Genomic DNA, 18,547 nt, shown 5'->3' on the forward strand with positions numbered 1-18,547 from the left:
GACGGCGAAGCTCTGAAATGTCTGCGTTGCTCCCATATGCTGGAGCGTAGTTCCGGCGCGATAGTCTGAAATATCTTTTCGCTCTAACGCTGCTCACAACTTTCTATAAGTCTTTTGAAAACAGCTATTTGTCTGACTTGATGCCGATCGTCAGGTTTTGCGTCATTGGATTGACATTCCTTTGCTATAGAACTTTAGTCTTAGGTGTTGGGAGAGCCATCCGCCCGAAGCCTGCCATCTGTTTGGCAACGCAAGGCGAGGTGTTTTTTCCGCGGGAGCAGAACATGTCGATCATTTCGTTCGTTCGCAGAGTGAAGGGGCTTTTCAGCAGGTTCGCCTTTACTTCCCGTTTCCATGGCCCGCCAAGGGGCCGAGTTCGCTTTGCCTGATCGCTAAGCGAACGCTTCTTTTTACGAATTCCAGGCGTGTATTCCGGGTGCCCGTTGAGGGCTTTCCCGCGACAGCTGTCGCCTAAAGATTGATCACGAAAATAACAAGCCGGCACCGACCGGGTACGGGACGTTAATTCGTCCCGTGCCCTTTTCCCGGATTCAGCGAGGGCAAGCAAAATGGCCAACTTCAGCAAGGCGGACCTGGAATTCATCCTCAAGCAGATCTTCATCGCGGAGGCTCATGCCCGAGGCGAAGATCTCACAGATCTGCTGCCCAACAGTCAGGTGCCATGGGGCCTTCGGACTGTCGATGGCAGCTACAACAACCTGGTGAACGGGCAGAGCGAGTTCGGTGCCTCGGACAACTCCTTCCTGCGCCTGCTCGACCCCCAGTACCAGAGTGCGGCTTACGCGGGTACCGGCAACGTGGTCGACCCGATGCCACGGATCATCAGTAACCTGATCGTCGATCAGACTTCCAATAACCCGGCGGCAGTCGCGGCCAACGGCGGCGCACCCGCGGTGATCAGCCCGGGCCTGGATGGCATATTCGGCACGGCCGACGACAAGCCCGTGTTCTTGATCCCCAACCAGTCGCCGGACGTCGGCCTGACTGCCAGTTTCAACTCGTGGATGACCTTCTTCGGCCAGTTCTTCGATCACGGCCTGGACCTGGTGACCAAGAGCGCCACCGCCATCGTGTTCGTTCCGCTGCAGCCGGACGATCCGTTGTTCGTTCCGGGCAGCCCGACCAACTTCATGGTGCTGTCACGCGCGACCAACCTGCCGGGAGCGGATGGCATTGTCGGCACGGCCGACGACATTCGTGGGCAAACAAACACCACCTCGCCCTTCGTGGACCAGAGCCAGACCTACAGCTCGCACCCCTCGCATCAGGTATTCCTGCGCGAGTACGTGCTCAACGCGGCAGGCGATCCCGTTGCAACCGGGCGCCTGATTACCAACCGCGATCTAGGGCCCGACGGCAAGTTCGGCACGGCCGATGATGGCGACGGCGAAAATGGCGGCATGGCCACCTGGGCCGTGGTCAAGGCGCAGGCCCGGGACATCCTGGGTATCAACCTGACCGACGCCGATGTGCATAACGTGCCATTGCTGGCCACCGACGAGTACGGCAACTTCATCCGCGGCCCCGGCGGCATGCCGCAGGTGGTGATGAAAGGGGCGGACGGTATCGGCGGCACCGCGGATGACTTCCTGGCCGAAGGCAACCTGCTCGCACCGATCAGCCTGGCCAACGCCGTGAGCACCGGGCATGGCTTCCTCGACGACATCGCCCACAATGCCGCGCCGGTCATCGTCGGTGGGGTTCTGCAGGCCGATGGCGACGCGCTTGTCGGCAATAGCCAGGATACCGACGGGGCTGGCAACAACCTGACCTATGACAACGAACTGCTCGACGCCCACTACATAGCCGGTGACGGCCGGGCCAACGAAAACATCGGCCTGACCACCGTGCACCATGTGTTCCACTCCGAACACAACCGCCTGGTCCAGCAAACCAAGGACACCCTGCTGGCCGCTGGTGACCTGGCCTTCCTCAACGAGTGGCTGATCGACGATGTCACCGCCATTCCGACCACACCCGCCGGCATCGCCGCGCTGCATTGGGACGGCGAACGCCTGTTCCAGGCGGCCAAGTTCGGTACCGAGATGCAGTATCAACACCTGGTGTTCGAAGAGTTCGGCCGCACCATTCAGCCACAGATCGACGAATTCCTTGCACCCAACGGCTATGACACCTCGATCAACCCGGCCATCCTCGCCGAGTTCGCCCACGTGGTGTACCGCTTCGGTCACTCGATGCTGACCGAGACCGTGGATCGTTTCGACCCCGAGTTCAATCCGCTGCTCACCGATCCGAACAACCCGGATTCGCAACTGGGCCTGATCGCCGCCTTCCTCAACCCGCTGGCGTTCGCCGGTAGCGGGGCGACCGCGGACGAAGCCGCAGGGGCAATCATTCGCGGTGCGACCCGTCAGGTCGGCAACGAGATCGACGAGTTCGTCACCGAGGCGTTGCGCAACAACCTGCTCGGCCTGCCACTCGACCTGCCGGCGCTGAACCTGGCCCGTGGTCGCGACACCGGCATTCCCACCTTGAATGAAGCGCGCCGTGAGTTCTATGCAATGACCGGCGACAGCCAACTCAAGCCTTACATCAGTTGGGTTGACCTGGCGGAACACCTTAAACACCCCGAGTCGCTGATCAACTTCGTCGCGGCCTACGGCGTCCATGTGGCATTGAATGCAGTTGATGTCGATACGGTCGCCGAGCGGCGTGCGGTTGCCGCTGCCCTGGTGCTTGGCGGCACTGCGGTGATCAATGCCGGGACTGCCCAAGAGCGTATTTTCACCGCCGATAATGCGGATCGCCTGGCCTTCCTCAACAGCACGGGCACCTACGCCATGGTTGGTGGTATCACCACAACGGGCGTCGACAACATCGACCTGTGGGTCGGTGGCCTGGCCGAGCAGAAAATGCCGTTCGGCGGCATGCTCGGTTCGACCTTCAACTTCGTGTTCGAAACCCAGATGGAGGCGTTGCAGAACGGCGACCGGTTCTACTACCTGTCGCGTACCGCGGGCCTGGACTTCGGCGCCGAGCTTGAGAACAACTCCTTTGCCAAGTTGATCATGCTCAACACCGATGTAGTCCACCTGTCGAACACCGTGTTCCTGACACCGACCTTCACCCTGGAAGTGGATCCGACCAAGCAATTCACTGGCCTGGGCGCTGACGGTCGCGCCGATCCAACCGGTGGCCTGGAGATCAATGGCGTCGAAATCGTGCCGCTGGTGATCCGCGACAACCCCGACACCCCCGGTACGGATACCAACTTCCTGCATTACACCGGTGAAGACCATGTCGTGCTCGGCGGCACCGCCGGCAATGACATCATCATTTCCGGTGACGGCGACGACACCTTGTATGGTGATGCGGGCAACGACCGCCTCGAAGGCGGTGCCGGTAACGATGCGGTACTGGGTGGCGACGGCGATGACATCATCACCGACTCGTTCGGTGACAACCGTCTGGAAGGCAACGGCGGCAACGACGTGATCATCGCCGGTAGCATGCTGGCGGCGGGCAACCTGATCCTGGGCGGCGACGGCCAGGACTTTATCGTCACCACCGAAGACATCACCACCACCTTCGGTGGCAAGGGTGACGACTTCATCCTGGGTGCCAAGACCAACCTGCCACCGACCGGTAACGAAGGTGATGACTGGATCGAGAAGGGGACCCAGGACGGTGCGCCTGGCGATAACTTCTCGCCACTGCTCAATGACGATGTGATCGGCAACGACATCTTCGTCGGCGGCGGTGGCTTCGATGAAATGATCGGCGAGGGTGGCGATGACATCTTTGTCGGCAGCGATGCCCAGGACAAGATGGACGGTATGTCCGGTTTCGACTGGGTGACCTACAAAAATGACAAGGTCGGCGTGACTGTCGACCTGAGCCTGGCCGCGCTGGCGCAGCCACACGGCAATGCGCCAAACCAGAACGCCGGGGTGTTCAATCCGGTCGGCGCCTCGCCGGCCTCGATCCTCGACCGTTTTGCCGAGGTCGAAGGGGTGTCCGGTTCGCAATTCGGCGATGTGCTCAAGGGCGATGATGTCGATGCGGTCACCATCGTCAACCACGGTGGTGCCACGGGCAGTGCGCTGACCAATCCGGCACTGATCCGCGGCCTGCAGCAGTTCCTGGCCGATGCCGGTCTGCCCACCACCGGTTTTGCCACGGGCAACATTCTGCTGGGCGGCAATGGCAGCGACCTGATCGAAGGTCGTGGTGGCGATGACCTGATCGACGGTGACAAATGGCTCAACGTCAGGATTGCGGTCTATGCCCCGACCGACGTCAACCATACCGGTCCGGAGATCGCCTCGTTCGACAGCATGGAAGATATGATCTCGCTCATGCTGAACGGCACCTATAACCCCGGCCAGCTCAAGGCCGTGCGGGAAATCCTGCCCGGTACCTCGACGGGCGGGGCGGCGTTCGACACCGCCATTTACTCCGGGGTTCAGTCCGAGTACGTGGTAACGCGTGACAACCGCGGTACGATCAATGATGTGACGGACGATGTGTGGACAGTGGCAGACACCGTCGCAGGTCGCGATGGCACCGATACCCTGCTGCATATCGAACGCCTGCAATTCGCCGATGTTCAGCAAGTGCTGGTGACGGGGCTCAATGCCCAGCCGGCTGGCAGACCGACCATCACCGATTCAACCCCGGCCAGTCCGATAACGGTGGGCGACATGCTGACCGTCAGCGTCGCCGGCGTGACCGATGCCAACAACATCGGGGTGGGTAACCCATCGGGCAACCTCAACAACTCCTCGGTGTCCTACTACTGGCAGTTCGAGGCCGATCCGGGCAGCGGTGTGTTCGAAGACATCATCCTGCTGCCGGCCGGTGACCTGGCGTTCCAGAGCGCCGACGGCACTTCGTTCAAGGTCTCTCCAGACCTTGCCGGGTTGTCGTTGCGGGTCAAGGCGATCTACCAGGATGCCCATGGCACCACTGAAATCGTGTTCTCTCAACCGACCGCCGCGGTAGTACCCGGCGCACCGGTTGTGCCAACGACGCCGACGGCAGTCGTCGACGCCAGCGAAGGTGGCGCGGGGCTGCACATGGTTCGCTCCGACCTCAACTTCATCCTCGACCAGATCAAGATTGCCGAGGCTGAAGCGTCCGGTCAGAGTCTCCTCTCGCTGATCCCGAACATCCGCGCGCCATTGGGCCTGCGCACGGTCGACGGGTCGAACAACAACCTGATGAACCTCAACGGCAACGACCACACCGAGTTCGGTGCCGCCGATAACGTCTTCCCGCGCTTGAGCGATCCGGTGCTCAACCCGGCGCAGCTGGGAACCACCTATGCGTCGAACTCTGGCCTGGTGATTGACTCGCAGCCGCGCACCATCAGTAACCTGATCGTCGACCAGACGGCGCACAACCCGGCGGCCTATGCCACGGCATACGACCCCGGTGCGGACGGTGTCCTCAACTTCGGCATACCGGCCGGACAACCGGGTAATGACGACGTGCTCAAGGATGGCGTACGGATAGTCACAAGCCCGGGCCTGGATGGTCAGTTCGGTACCGCCGACGACCGCGATGTGTACATGTTCGAGAACACCACGGCGGATGCGGGCCTGTCCGCACCGTTCAACGCCTGGATGACCTTCTTCGGGCAGTTCTTCGATCATGGTCTGGACCTGGTCACCAAAGGCGGCTCGGGCACTGTCTTCATCCCGCTGCAAGAGGATGATCCGCTGTTCGTGCCTGGCAGCCCAACCAACTTCATGGTGCTGACCCGCGCGACCAACCGGCCAGGGGCCGACGGGGTTCTCGGTACGGCCGACGACATCCATGAGCACACCAACACCACCACGCCGTTCGTGGACCAGAACCAGACCTACAGCTCGCATCCGTCGCACCAGGTGTTCCTGCGTGGATACGCGATAGTTGATGGCGCCCCTGTAGCGACCGGCAAGCTGATCACCAACCGTGACCTGGGGGGCGATGGCAAGTTTGGTACCGCAGACGACACCGAGATCGGTGGCATGGCCACCTGGAAAGTGGTCAAGGCGCAGGCCCGTGACATTCTGGGCATCAACCTTACCGATGCCGATATCGACAGCGGTCCGCTGCTGGCGACTGACGCCTATGGCAACTTCCTCAAGGGGCCGCATGGCTTCCCGCAAGTTGTCATTCGGCTCAATAACGGCGCCGACGGCATTGCCGGTACCAACGACGACGTCACGACCCTGGTCGAAGGCAATCCAAGCAGTCCGGTAAGCCTCACCAACGCAGTACGCACCGGCCATGCCTTCCTCAACGACATCGCCCACAATGCCGTGCCGGTCATCTCCGGCGGGGTGCTGCAGCCTGATGGCGACACGCTTGTCGGCAATTCGCAGCCAACTGACCAGCAAGGGAACAACACGAGCTACGACAACGAACTGCTGGATGCGCACTACATCGCCGGCGACGGCCGGGTCAACGAGAACATCGGCCTGACCGCGGTGCATGCGATCTTCCACTCCGAGCACAACCGGCTGGTGGCCCAGACCAAGGATACCGTGCTCGATTCCCACGACCTGGCATTCCTCAACGAGTGGCTGCTCAAAGATGTGACCGCGCTGCCAGTCACCCAGGCCGAAATCGATGCGCTGGTGTGGAATGGCGAGCGCTTGTTCCAGGCTGCCAAGTTCGGTACCGAGATGCAGTACCAACACCTGGTGTTCGAGGAATTTGCGCGGACCATCCAGCCCAACGTCGACCTGTTCTTCGCACCGACCCAGGTCTACGACGTCGACCTCGACCCTTCGATCGTCGCCGAGTTTGCCCATACCGTGTACCGGTTCGGCCACTCGATGCTGACCGAGACCGTCGATCGCTTCGACGTGAACTTCGACGTGATCGGCGATCCGAACAGCGCCAATCCCGATCAGCAACTGGGCTTGATCGCGGCGTTCCTCAATCCGCTGGCGTACGCCGCCAGTGGCGTGACGCCAGAGGACGCCACCAGTGCGATTGTGCGTGGGGTAACGCGTCAGGCCGGTAACGAAATCGACGAGTTCGTCACCGAGGCGCTGCGCAACAACCTGTTGGGCCTGCCACTCGATCTGCCGGCGATCAACATCGCCCGTGGCCGCGATGTGGGGATTCCTTCGCTCAACGCGTTCCGCCGCGACATCTACAGCCAGACCGGTGACACCCAGATGAAGCCGTACACCAGCTGGGTCGACCTGGTGCAGCACCTCAAACATCCGGAGTCGTTGATCAACTTCATCGCGGCCTACGGCACGCACGGCACCATCACCGGGGCGACCACCCTGGAAGGCAAACGCGCCGCAGCGATCATGCTGGTGTTCGGTGATGGTGGCGTCAATGAACCGGCTGACCGCCTGGACTTCCTCAATGGCACCGGTGCCTGGGCCAACGTAACGCGGGCCGGCAAGGATGGCGTGCTGGGTACTGCCGACGACCTCAAGGGCGTGACGATCACCGGTGTCGATGCTATCGACATGTGGATCGGCGGCCTGGCCGAGGAGAAAACCCCGTTCGGCGGCATGCTCGGCACGACTTTCAACTTCGTGTTCGAGAACCAGCTGGAAAAACTGCAGGACGGCGACCGCTTCTACTACCTGGAACGTACCGCTGGCCTGTCGATGAATGCCGAGCTTGAAAGCAACTCGTTCGCCAAGCTGATCATGGCCAACACCTCGGCCACGCACTTGCCGGGCTTGGTGTTCTCGGATCCGGCGTTCTATCTGGAAAGGGACCAGAGCAAGCAGTTCAACGAAGGCCTGGGCAACGCCGATCCGCTTGGCGAGAACGGCGAGCAGGTGGTGTTCCGCAACAACCCGCTGACCGTGGGACCGGACACCAACTACATCCATTACACGGGTGAAGAGCACATCGTGCTGGGCGGTACCAACGATGCGGACATCCTGGTCTCCGGTGGAGGCGACGACACGGTCTGGGGCGATGGCGGCAACGATCGCATCGAAGGCGGTGACGGCAACGACCAGCTGCGTGGCGGTGCCGGCGACGACATCATCACCGACAAGGGTGGCGACGATAACATCCAGGGTGGCGACGGCAACGACGTGCTGCACGGCGGTAACGGCATCAACCTGATCATTGGCGGTTTCGGCAACGACTTCATCGTGACCGGTGAGGACGCCTCCGAAGCGATTGGCGGCCAGGGCAACGACTTCATCCTGGGCAGCAAGGCCAACGAACAGGACATGGGTAACGAAGGCGACGACTGGATCGAGAAGGGTACTTCGGACGGTGCACCTGGCGACAACTTCGATCCGGCGGGCAACGACCCGATCATCGGCAACGATGTCTTCATCGGCGGCAACGAGAACGACAAGTTCAACGGTGAAGGCGGCGACGACATCATGGTCGGCAGCCTCGGCATGGGCGACCGCTACATCGGCGGCTCCGGCTATGACTGGGCGACCTTCAAGGACCTCGCCCAGGGCGTGACCGTCGATTACAGCGACCGCTTCTTCGATGTACCGAAGGTGCCGGGTTCGGGTGCTTCGGCGCTGGTGCGGTTCGACATCATGGAAGGTCTGTCGGGCTCGGCGCACGGTGACTTCCTGCGCGGCGATAACGAAGATGCAACGTCGCTACCGACCGCAGGTGCCACCGGCAGTGTGCTGACCAACATCAGCCTGATCAATGGCCTGTCGAGCCTGCTGCCAGCCGGCGCGACGTTCTTCGACGGTGGCAACATCATCCTCGGTGGCAGCGGCAGCGACCTGATCGAAGGTCGCGGCGGTGACGACATCATCGACGGTGACAAGTGGCTGAACGTACGCATCAGCGTGCGGCAAAACATTGATGGCACCGGCCCGGAAATCGCCTCGTTCAACAGCATGGAGCCGATGGTGCCGCTGATGCTCAACGGTACCTACAACCCCGGCCAACTGGTCATCGTGCGGGAGATCCTGACCGGCAACGACCGCTACGACACCGCGCTGTATTCCGGTAATGCCGATGAGTATCAGGTTACCGTGCAGGGCAACACCGTCATCGTCACCGACACGGTCGTCGGGCGTGATGGCGTCGATCGCCTGACCGGCGTCGAACGGCTGCAGTTCGCAGACCGTGCGCAGGCCTCTGGCGTAGGCACCGCTGTCAACGTCGGCCCGACAGGGAATCTGGCGATCCTCGACGATGCCACCGGCGTGCGGGACGATACGCCAGTCGCCGGCCAGCTGCTGCGGGTCAGCAACCTGTCGGTGCGCGACGCGGACAACGTCACGGCGGCCAACCCGACCGGTGCGGTTACCGGTCCCGTGGCCTACTACTGGCAGGTTGAAAACATCGCCGGTTCCGGCGTCTATGAAGACATCACCTTTGTCGCCGCTGGCGAGGTATCGCGGGCGATCGGCACCACCTATCGGGTGGCGGATGATGTGGCAGGCCTGAACATCCGCGTGCGGGCGGTGTATCAGGATGCCAAGGGCACGCTGGAGATCGTCGACTCCAGGCCTAACAGCGCGGCGTCCGCACCGCCCACCGTGACGGGGCTGGCGGCGCAGAACCAGGTGTTGACCGTTAATCCGGCCACCATCGTCGACGTCGATGGCCTGAGTAATCCGCAGTTCACCTTCCAGTGGCAGATGACCAACGGGGTGACCTTCGTCAACATCCCCGGTGCCACCAACACCACGCTCGCGCTCACCCAGGCTCAGGTCGGCAATCAGGTGCGTGTGGTGGTCAGCTATGTGGATAACTTCGGTGTGCACGAAACCGTTCCATCGGATGCAACCGATCCGGTGGCCAACGTCAACGATGCACCGACAGGCTTGCCGCTGATCAGCGATACCACGCCGGATCAAGGCCAAGTGCTGACCGCAGTGACCACAGGGATTGCTGATGTTGACGGGCTCGGAACCTTCAGCTTCCAATGGCAGCAAGGTACCGGCGGCACCTTCACCAACATCCCAGGCGCGACCAACGCGACCTTCACCCCGGGTTCGGCGCAGGGCAACCTGCAACTGCGGGTGATCGTGCGCTACACCGACGCCTTCGGCACGCTGGAGACGCTGACTTCTGTGGCAACGGCGGCGGTAGTGGTACCGGCAGGTTTGATACTGACGGGCACCAATGCGGCCAACGTCCTCACCGGTGGCGCGGGCGCGGATGTGATCAATGGCCTGGGTGGCAACGATACGCTCAGTGGCCTGGGCGGCAATGACCAGCTGTTTGGCGGTGCCGGCGCCGATACCCTCAACGGTGGAGACGACAACGACATCCTCAATGGCGAGGATGGCAACGACGTCCTCAACGGCGGGCTTGGCGCAGATGCCATGAACGGCGGTGCCGGCAACGACACCTTCGTGGTGGACAACGTCGGTGACACTGTCGTCGAGGCGCTCAATGGCGGTACCGATCTGGTGCAAACCAGCCTGTCGAGCTACCTGCTCGGTGCCAACGTCGAGAACCTGACCTTTACTGGCACCGGCAACTTCACCGGCAACGGTAATGCGTTGGCCAACACCATCACTGGCGGGGCCGGCAACGACCTGCTCAATGGCGGTGCGGGTGCCGACCGGCTGGTGGGACTGGCCGGCGACGACACCTACATCGTCGATAACGGCGCCGATGTGGTGGTCGAAGCGGCGGGTGGCGGTACGGATACCGTGCAGACGACGCTGGGCAACTACTCGCTGACCGCGAATGTCGAGAACCTGACCTACACCGGTGCCGGCAACTTCGTCGGCAGCGGCAACGGGTCGAACAACATCATCATCTCCGGGGCAGGCAACGATAACCTCAGTGGTGGTGGCGGCAACGACATCCTCAACGGCAATGCCGGCAGTGACACGCTCAACGGCGACGGCGGTAACGACCAACTGTTGGGCGGCCTCGGCCTGGATACCCTGAACGGCGGCGCAGGCGATGACAGCCTCGACGGCGGTGACGGGGACGATGCATTGAACGGTGACGGCGGTAACGACCAACTGCTGGGCGGTCTGGGTAATGACAACCTGGATGGCGGAGCCGGTGTCGATTCGCTCGACGGTGGTGCCGGCAACGACACGTTGCTCGGTGGTGCCGGTGACGACACCTTGTTGGGTGGCATCGGCAATGACTTCATCGACGGCGGAGCCGGTAACGATAGAGTCACCGGTGGTGCCGGGAACGATACGATGGTTGCCAGCACTGGCAACGATATCTTCGTGTTCTCGGCAGGCTTCGGTACCGATCAGCTGATCGGCTTCGACGCCAACCCGGCGGGAGGCCAGGATCGGCTCGATGTGACCGCGCTCAACATCACCGCTGCGAACTTTGCAGCCAACGTTACCGTCACCGATGTCGGTGCCGATACCTTGCTCAGTTTCGCAGGGGCAACGGACACCATCCGTCTGGTCGGTGTGGGCGATGCAACCACCGTGAACGCCACAGACTTCATCCTGGCAACATGAGGACTTGAGCGGCACTGTCGCACATGGTGTGTATAAAAGAGGGGAGGGCATGGGATGCCCTCCCTTTTTTTGCTTGCATTCGCCGGAGCGCAACGATAGATAGTTTCGCTTTCCTGAACAGGCGCAGACTCCCGGCATGCCCGACGATTTCCCAAGCCCGCTTCCCTGGCGGACTTTGTCCATGCTCGCCAGAACGATCGGGCGTCACGCACCTTGCGCGCTGTCCGTTGCGGCCATGCTGTTGCTGGCGGCCTGCGTGTCCGTCCCGGCTCCCGGCGAACGCCGCCAGGCCGCGGTTGCGCTGGTGCAAGCCCGGCATTGGCACGGCGTTGACCTCGCGACATCAACCTTCAACCTGCAAGCCTTCATTCCCGACACTTTCGATAAAGACCCGCATCTGACGGTTTATCTCGAAGGCGATGGTTTTGCCTGGGTCAGCGCCAGCCAGCCGTCCAGCGATCCAACACCCGTGAACCCGGTTGCCTTGCGCATGGCACTGGCACAGCCTGCGGGGAACGCGGCCTACCTGGCGCGCCCCTGCCAGTACCTTGCAGATCAGGGCAACTGTCGCCAGCGCTACTGGACCCATGCACGCTTCGCCGAAGAAGTGGTCGCCAGTTTCGACCAGGCTGTCGACCAACTCAAAGCACAGGCAGGTGCCCGGCGCTTGACCCTGGTCGGCTATTCCGGCGGAGGCGCGCTGGCCCTGTTGCTGGCCGCGCGGCGTGACGATGTGCAAAACATCATCACGGTGGCCGGCAATCTCGACCCGGCGGCGTGGGCCGAATACCACCACGTCAGCCCGCTGGACGGGTCCCTCAACCCGGTAGGGCAACGGGCGACATTGGCCAGGATCCCGCAGGTACACCTGAGCGGCGCGAACGACAACGTGATCCCCTCGGTGTTGACGACGGGATTCGTCGCCGCTTATCCCAAGGCGAGCCCGGCCAGTGTCAGGGTCATTCCCGGCTACACCCACCAATGCTGCTGGGCGCAGGATTGGCCGCAGCTTTGGCTGCAACTGCAAGACGTCGATTCCGACTGAACACGTTCTCCCGGAACTGCGTAGGAGCTGTCGAGTGAAACGAGGCTGCGATCTTTTGATCTTGCCTTTAAAAACAAAATCAAAAGATCGCAGCCTCGGTTCCCTCGACAGCTCCTACAGGTGTGCGACAACCCGGCATCCATGCAGGGTTGTCCAGGCAGCGTTTTAGAACGCCCAACGCGCTTTGATCGACGCCCCCTGATTGAGGTAGTCGCTGCGCGACTCGGCGTCGTAGCGCAGGCTGACTTCGGTGCCGTTGTCCAGGGTATGGCTCAGGCCCAGGCCGGCGCGTCCCAGCCACGGACTTGGATCGAGGCCACGGGTGGTGAAGACGCCTGTTGGGGAACCGGCGTAGGCGGACGAAATCGACGTTTGCTCGTTGATCACGTCGTAACCGGCACCCAGGTTGGCACTCAGGACCGTGTTACTGCCCAGACTGTAGTTGAGCTTGCCATCGACGCTGAAGATCAGCTCCTCGGCATCACGGCTGTCCACGTCCAGGTTCAGGGCGCCTGCACCTTTCTCGTGGTAGGCCTCGTCACCGATCCAGGTGTAGTCAGCGCGTACCGACGGCACGAAAGTCAACGTCTCGGAGAAGCGCAGCGTGTGGCCAAGGCCCAGGCCCGCGTGGGCGCTGTAGCTGTCGTAGTCGGCCTTGGCGGTCGCATCGGCGAATGGCATGTGACGCTTGCCTTCGTTGCGGTTCTGGCCGGCGTCGACCTGGAAGTTCAGCTCGGTGTCCGGGGTCAGGGCGTAGCTGCCGTAGCCGATCAACTGGAAGGTGTCGATCTGTGCATCTTGCGGGGCGATGCGCGAGTCGCTGTCGACATTGGTTTTCGCGTACGCAAAGGCGATGCCCAGGCGCGTTTGTTCGGTAAATGCACCATCGACACCAATGGCCAGGCCCTGGGTGTCGGCATCGAAACCGGAGATCCCGCTGCGCTCGCTTTGATCGGCCCAGGAACCGAAGGTCTTGATCCAGGCGTTGTCCTGCGCCACGGGCTCATCACCGGAAGACAGGCCGCTGTTGCTGCCCTGGCGAGCCTGGATCACCCGATTGATCCCCGACAGTGTGCTGCTGGTGGCGCTGTTGATGCCACCGGTCAACAGCGGCAGGGTCTGGGTGACCGCATCGGACACTTGCTGTTCGGTGGTCAGGCCGACGAAGTGGCTGGCCAGTTCCCCGGACGGGTTTTGCGCAAAGCTCTGGTCCAGCGCGCGGGCCGCCGGGCCGGCCGGGGTGTTGCCTAGATGATTGACCACTTGTTCGGCACTGGTGCCCCCCGATGGCGGATTGCTCACGTCCGGAGGGTTGCTCACATCAGGAGGGTTGCTCACATCAGGAGGATTGCCGGTGTCCGGTGGGGTCTGGGCCGCCGCGACCATTGTCAGGTCGATGGCGTTGCCGTTCTTGACCGCGCCGAAATCGAACAGCACAGAGTTGTCACTGACGGCGAAAGTGCCGTTGCTGACCAGCGTCTGGGCGCTCAATACGTTGGCCAGTCGCGAAGTATTGAAGCGGGTATCGGCAGGAGTGACGTCGACTATGACTTTGGCGTTGTCAGCCAGCGTCGCGATGCCGTCCACGACCAGCTTGCCGTAGGACGTATCGCTGGCCGCGCCGATTTTCAACGCACCGCTGTCGCTCTGGACGTAGTTGCCGTGAATGGTCGCCGTGGTGTCGGCATTGGGAGCCACGCCGAGCACGCCGTTGTTCTGGAAGGTGCCGATGGTGAACGCTTCGCCGCCGCGCAGGGTGTAAGTAGCGTTCTGGCGCAGCAGCACATTGGTGTCCGGGGCATTGACCGCACCGATGAAGCGGGCAGTGTCGTTGCCGTCGATCGCGATCGTGCCCAGCCCGCCTTCGAAATTGTTGCTGGCATCGATGGCATAGGTACTGCCACTGATGGTGCCGCTGTTGACGATGGAGGTGACGACCGAGCTGTTGGTGATCAGGATGCCGGGACCTGCGCTTGCGCTGATCGTCGCGCCTGCGTCGTTGATGATGCTGCGAACCGAGGCTGAGCTGACCTTCACGCCATTGGACGTACCGGCGATGGTGCCGCTGTTATGGATATCACCGCTGACCGAGGCCCTGCTGACGGTCAGCGCCGAGTTACCGGTGATGGAGCCTGACGCACGGTTGATGAGGTCGCCGTTGACCGTGGACATATCCGCGCTGAAGCCCGCCTGGGTGCCGCTGATGATACCGCTGTTGTCCAGCCCGCCGATCGTTGCCAGGCTCGAGCCCGACTCGGACTGGAGCATGGCGATGCCGATGTTGCCGGTGATGCTGCCGGCATTGTCGATGACGCCGGCCACATTCGCGCCTTCGAAGATAACGATGCCCGAAATATCGCCCGAGATCGTGCCGTCAACGGTGTTGGTGAGGTTGCCGCTGATGGTACCGAGGGCCACGCCGATGCCATAGCCGCCATGGATCGTGCCGCTGTTGGTCAGGCTGCCGAGGGTGGCATTGCTGAAGACAGCGATGGCCGCGCCGTAGGCATAGGGGGACGTTATCTGGCCCGCGTTGTTGAGGCTCCCCAGGGTCAGGCCTGTACCTGAGTACCCGTAGAGCTGGATGCCTCCGTAGTAGCCGCTGATGACGCCACTGCTCTGGTTGTTGATGGCCGTTGCGCTACCGCCACTGATGGAAATGGCGTAGTTGCCGGTCGATGTGATGGTGCCCGCGTTGTCCAGCGTGCCCCAGTTCATCGGGGGGCTCAGGACACTGACCGCCGAACCCGTGCTGACATTGATCGTGCCGCCCGAGGCGACATTCAGGTCCGCGGCTGGGGCAATCCAGCAGGTTGTGGTTCGGGTCGCTCCCGCAGCAATGTCGGTGCAGGGCGCAACCGCCAGTGCCGGTGTGGCCGCCGACAGCAAGCCGGCCCCCGCGCCGGCCAGCAACAGACGCCCGGCGCTAAGTTTTCCCCGGGCGCAGGCAAGTTCGTCAACCACCACGAACGCTTGGCGCGTGTGGCTCCAGATAATACGAAAGGCTTTGTTCATTTAACTCCCGCGTGGCCTCTTTGGGCCCTGTTTGACAGATCGCGCAAATCTACCGAAGAGTCGGTAAACGAGACTGAGCAAATCTGAGCGCCGGTTCTGGTCGTTGCCGGCCGCTGGTAGGATGCGCGCGAACCTGCGCCGGGAGCCCACACGTGCATTACCTGATCATCGAGAACGCCTTGCCACCGCCATTGCTGGCAGACATCCGCCAGGCGATAGCCCAGGGGCCTTTCAGCGACGGCAAGCTCACCGCCAACGGCATGGCCCGCGAGGCCAAGCACAACCTGCAACTCGATCAACAGGTGCACGGCGCGCTGCTCGATCGCATCGCCCGCGTTCTGCTGGAGCAACCGGCGTTGCAGGCTTTCGCCATCCCCAGGCATGTAGGGCGCCCGCTGATCAATCGCTATGAGCCCGGCATGACCTACGGCCTGCATGTCGACGGTGCATTCATGGGGGAGCTGCGTGCCGATATTTCCTACACGCTATTTCTTGAAGACCCGGCCGGTTATGAGGGCGGTGAGTTGGTGATCAACCATCAGTCGCAGAACTTCAGCTTCAAGCTGGCCGCCGGCAGCCTGCTGCTTTACCCCAACGACTGCCTGCACGAAGTACGGCCGGTGACCCAGGGCGTGCGGCACGCGGCGGCCGGCTGGATTCAGAGCCGCATCCGCAGCGCCGAACACCGGGAGATCCTTGGCAAATTGAGCGTCGTGCCCCAGCACCTTGGCCGGGACGAGCAATACCAGGCGCTGGCCCTGCAAACCACCGAATGCGTCCAGCGCTTGATGCGGATGTGGGGTGACTAGGTCTGGATGCTAGGCCTGGATGCTGGCGGGGGCGTAGAAACAGAAGCCGACGTTGCGCAGGGTCTTGATCGGCAGCGTCTGGCCCGAGCATTCCTCGATGTTGCGACGCAGGCGCCGCATCTGCGAGTCGAGTCGCCGCTGGTCATAGCTCAGGTAATCCTGGTCCAGCGCCTCGATCACGCTCTGGCGGCTGACATTGTTGCCGGCCTGGCTCATCAGGCAGCGCAATACCAACAGGTCCTGCTGGGACAGGCGCACCGGCCCGCTGCCCGGCACCTGCAAGCGCCGGGGCCCGGGTTCGAGCAACCAGCGCTCTTCGCTGCGGCCAAGGTTCAAGCGCCAGCGCAGTGATTCCAGCACCGCCGCCAACTCATCCAGATCGCAACCCTTGCTCAGGAAATGATCGGCGCCGTGACTCAAGGCCGCGACCTTGCAGGAAACGTCCACACGGGCGCTCAACACCACGATGCCCAGTCGATGCCCGGCCTGGCGCAAACGGCGGATCAACTTGAGCCCGTCGCCATCAGGCAGGCTCGGATCAATGATCGCCATGGGATGCAGCTGGGCATCGAAGCATTGCTCGAACGCCGCCAGGCTTTGCACCGTCGTGGTGATGTAGCCGTTTCGCCCAAGAAACTCACTGAGCTCCATGGCCTGTACGGGGTCTTGTTCTAGGAGGATCAGATGGGTCATGGCACGACTATATCAATGAGCCATCATTGGCGGCGAGTCTTTACCCATCAGCCACTTGGGATTTCCGACGGAGTGAACGGAGGCTGCGTCGCCTGGGGTCGCGGGATTCCAGATTATAAATCTGACTAATACTCCGAATAACAAATAGAAAATTGACTAATCATCGCCTCGGGACGAAAAATCCTCCCCAGACCGGCGCCGCAGAGCGCCCCGGATTTGCCGTTTCTCTCCTGCCAAAAAAACAACTCAAGGAGCCCGACCCATGAAGCCTCACGCTTCGTCCCAGCCGCGCCGTGCGGCCGCCGCTGCCTTTATTGGCACCATGATCGAGTGGTACGACTTTTACATCTACGCCACTGCCGCCGCGCTGGTGTTCGGTGCGCTGTTCTTTCCTTCCGACGATCCGCTGTTCAGCACCATGGCCGCCTTCGGCACCTTCGCCGTGGGCTTTTTTGCGCGGCCGTTGGGCGGGATTGTCTTCGGCCATATCGGCGACCGCATCGGGCGCAAGAAGTCGTTGATCATCACCCTGTTGATGATGGGCGTGGTCACCGTGTGCATCGGTCTGCTGCCGACCTACGCGCAGATCGGCGCCACCGCTCCGGTGCTGCTGATTGTGCTGCGCATCGTCCAGGGCATCGCCGTTGGTGGCGAGTGGGGCGGGGCGGTGTTGATGGCCGGCGAGCATGCACCCAAGGGCCGGCGCAATTTCTTCGCCTCGTTCGCGCAACTGGGCAGTCCGGCCGGCTTGATCCTGTCGCTGCTGGCGTTCAGTGCCGTCACCCGCTTGCCGGAAGAAGACCTGATGAGCTGGGGCTGGCGCCTGCCGTTCCTCGCCAGTTCGCTGTTGCTGCTGGTGGGCCTGGCGATTCGCCTGGGGGTCAATGAATCGCCGGAGTTTCTCGCCAGCCGCGAACAGGCGATCAAAAACACCCGCAAGGAGCAGGCGCCGGTGATGGAAGTGCTGCGCACTGCATGGCGCCCGCTGTTGCTGTGCATTGGCGCCAACACCCTGGGCATCGCCGGGGTGTATTTCACCAACACCTTCATGATTGCCTACACCACCCAGCAACTGGCGCTGCCGCGTTCGCTGATCCTTGAGTGCCTGTTCTTCGTCGCGATCATCCAGTTCTGCATCCAGCCGGTGGCGGCGTGGATCGCCGAAAAAATCGGCGCGACCCGTTTCCTGTGCCTGGTGTCGCTGCTGGCCATGGCCTCGCCGTATCCGATGTTCGTGCTGGTGAGCTCGGCCCAGGCGCCGCTGATCATCCTCGGCATCGCCCTGGCGGTGGTGTGCATGGCGTCGTTCTATGCGGTGATCGCCGGTTACGTCAGCGGCATGTTCGAAACCCGGGTGCGCTACACCGCGATTTCCCTGGCGTATCAGATTTGCGGCGCGGTGGCCGGCGGCCTGACGCCGCTGATCGGCACGATGCTGGCGCACAAGTTCGCCGGGCAGTGGTGGCCGATGGCGGTGTTCTACAGCCTGATCGCCGCGACTTCGCTGCTGTGTGTCCTGTCCCTTGCCCGTCGCCACGCCAGCGCTGAACGCGTCGAATTGGCCCGTGCCTAACCCTGATTTTCCTGGAGAAACC

General features: G+C 62.3%; 6 protein-coding genes. 4 read left to right on the plus strand and 2 right to left on the minus strand.

What is annotated here, in order from left to right; translation table 11 throughout:
* The first annotated feature begins 569 nt into the window (after window positions 1-569).
* Both ABTV29_RS08920 and ABTV29_RS08925 read left to right on the plus strand, forming a co-directional pair.
* Entirely contained in the window at window positions 570-11,390 is a 10,821-nt protein-coding gene (locus ABTV29_RS08920) for a peroxidase family protein (protein ID WP_433769722.1), read from the plus strand.
* Between the two features lie 181 nt (window positions 11,391-11,571).
* Complete coding sequence (locus ABTV29_RS08925; protein ID WP_433769723.1) at window positions 11,572-12,435, plus strand: alpha/beta fold hydrolase; 864 nt, start codon at window positions 11,572-11,574, stop codon at window positions 12,433-12,435.
* A gap of 165 nt (window positions 12,436-12,600) precedes the next feature.
* On the opposite strand, the gene ABTV29_RS08930 is transcribed toward ABTV29_RS08925, so the two are convergent.
* Window positions 12,601-15,450: an autotransporter domain-containing protein gene (locus ABTV29_RS08930; RefSeq protein WP_433769724.1), complete on the minus strand. Its 2,850-nt coding sequence runs from the start codon at window positions 15,448-15,450 to the stop codon at window positions 12,601-12,603.
* A gap of 152 nt (window positions 15,451-15,602) precedes the next feature.
* Here ABTV29_RS08930 and ABTV29_RS08935 point away from each other — a divergent pair, with 152 nt between their 5' ends.
* Entirely contained in the window at window positions 15,603-16,259 is a 657-nt protein-coding gene (locus ABTV29_RS08935; protein WP_433769725.1) for a Fe2+-dependent dioxygenase, read from the plus strand.
* 9 nt (window positions 16,260-16,268) lie between these two features.
* Here the strand turns inward: ABTV29_RS08935 and ABTV29_RS08940 are convergent, their stop codons facing one another.
* Window positions 16,269-16,952, minus strand: a complete 684-nt coding sequence (locus ABTV29_RS08940) for a response regulator transcription factor (RefSeq protein WP_433769726.1) — start codon at window positions 16,950-16,952, stop codon at window positions 16,269-16,271.
* A gap of 262 nt (window positions 16,953-17,214) precedes the next feature.
* Between ABTV29_RS08940 and ABTV29_RS08945 the strand changes: the two genes are divergently transcribed.
* Complete coding sequence (locus ABTV29_RS08945) at window positions 17,215-18,525, plus strand: MFS transporter (RefSeq protein ID WP_433769727.1); 1,311 nt, start codon at window positions 17,215-17,217, stop codon at window positions 18,523-18,525.
* Window positions 18,526-18,547: the final 22 nt, after the last annotated feature.

This window comes from Pseudomonas putida (genome assembly GCF_050989985.1).
GTDB classification, from domain to species: Bacteria; Pseudomonadota; Gammaproteobacteria; order Pseudomonadales; family Pseudomonadaceae; genus Aquipseudomonas; species Aquipseudomonas putida_AI.

Excerpts from the sequence above, each read along its gene's own strand:
- ABTV29_RS08920 (WP_433769722.1), top strand. The coding sequence starts at position 570 with ATGGCCAACTTCAGCAAGGCGGACCTGGAATTCATCCTCAAGCAGATC.
- ABTV29_RS08925 (WP_433769723.1), top strand. The coding sequence starts at position 11,572 with ATGCTCGCCAGAACGATCGGGCGTCACGCACCTTGCGCGCTGTCCGTT.
- ABTV29_RS08930 (WP_433769724.1), bottom strand. The coding sequence starts at position 15,450 with ATGAACAAAGCCTTTCGTATTATCTGGAGCCACACGCGCCAAGCGTTC.
- ABTV29_RS08940 (WP_433769726.1), bottom strand. The coding sequence starts at position 16,952 with ATGACCCATCTGATCCTCCTAGAACAAGACCCCGTACAGGCCATGGAG.
- ABTV29_RS08945 (WP_433769727.1), top strand. The coding sequence starts at position 17,215 with ATGAAGCCTCACGCTTCGTCCCAGCCGCGCCGTGCGGCCGCCGCTGCC.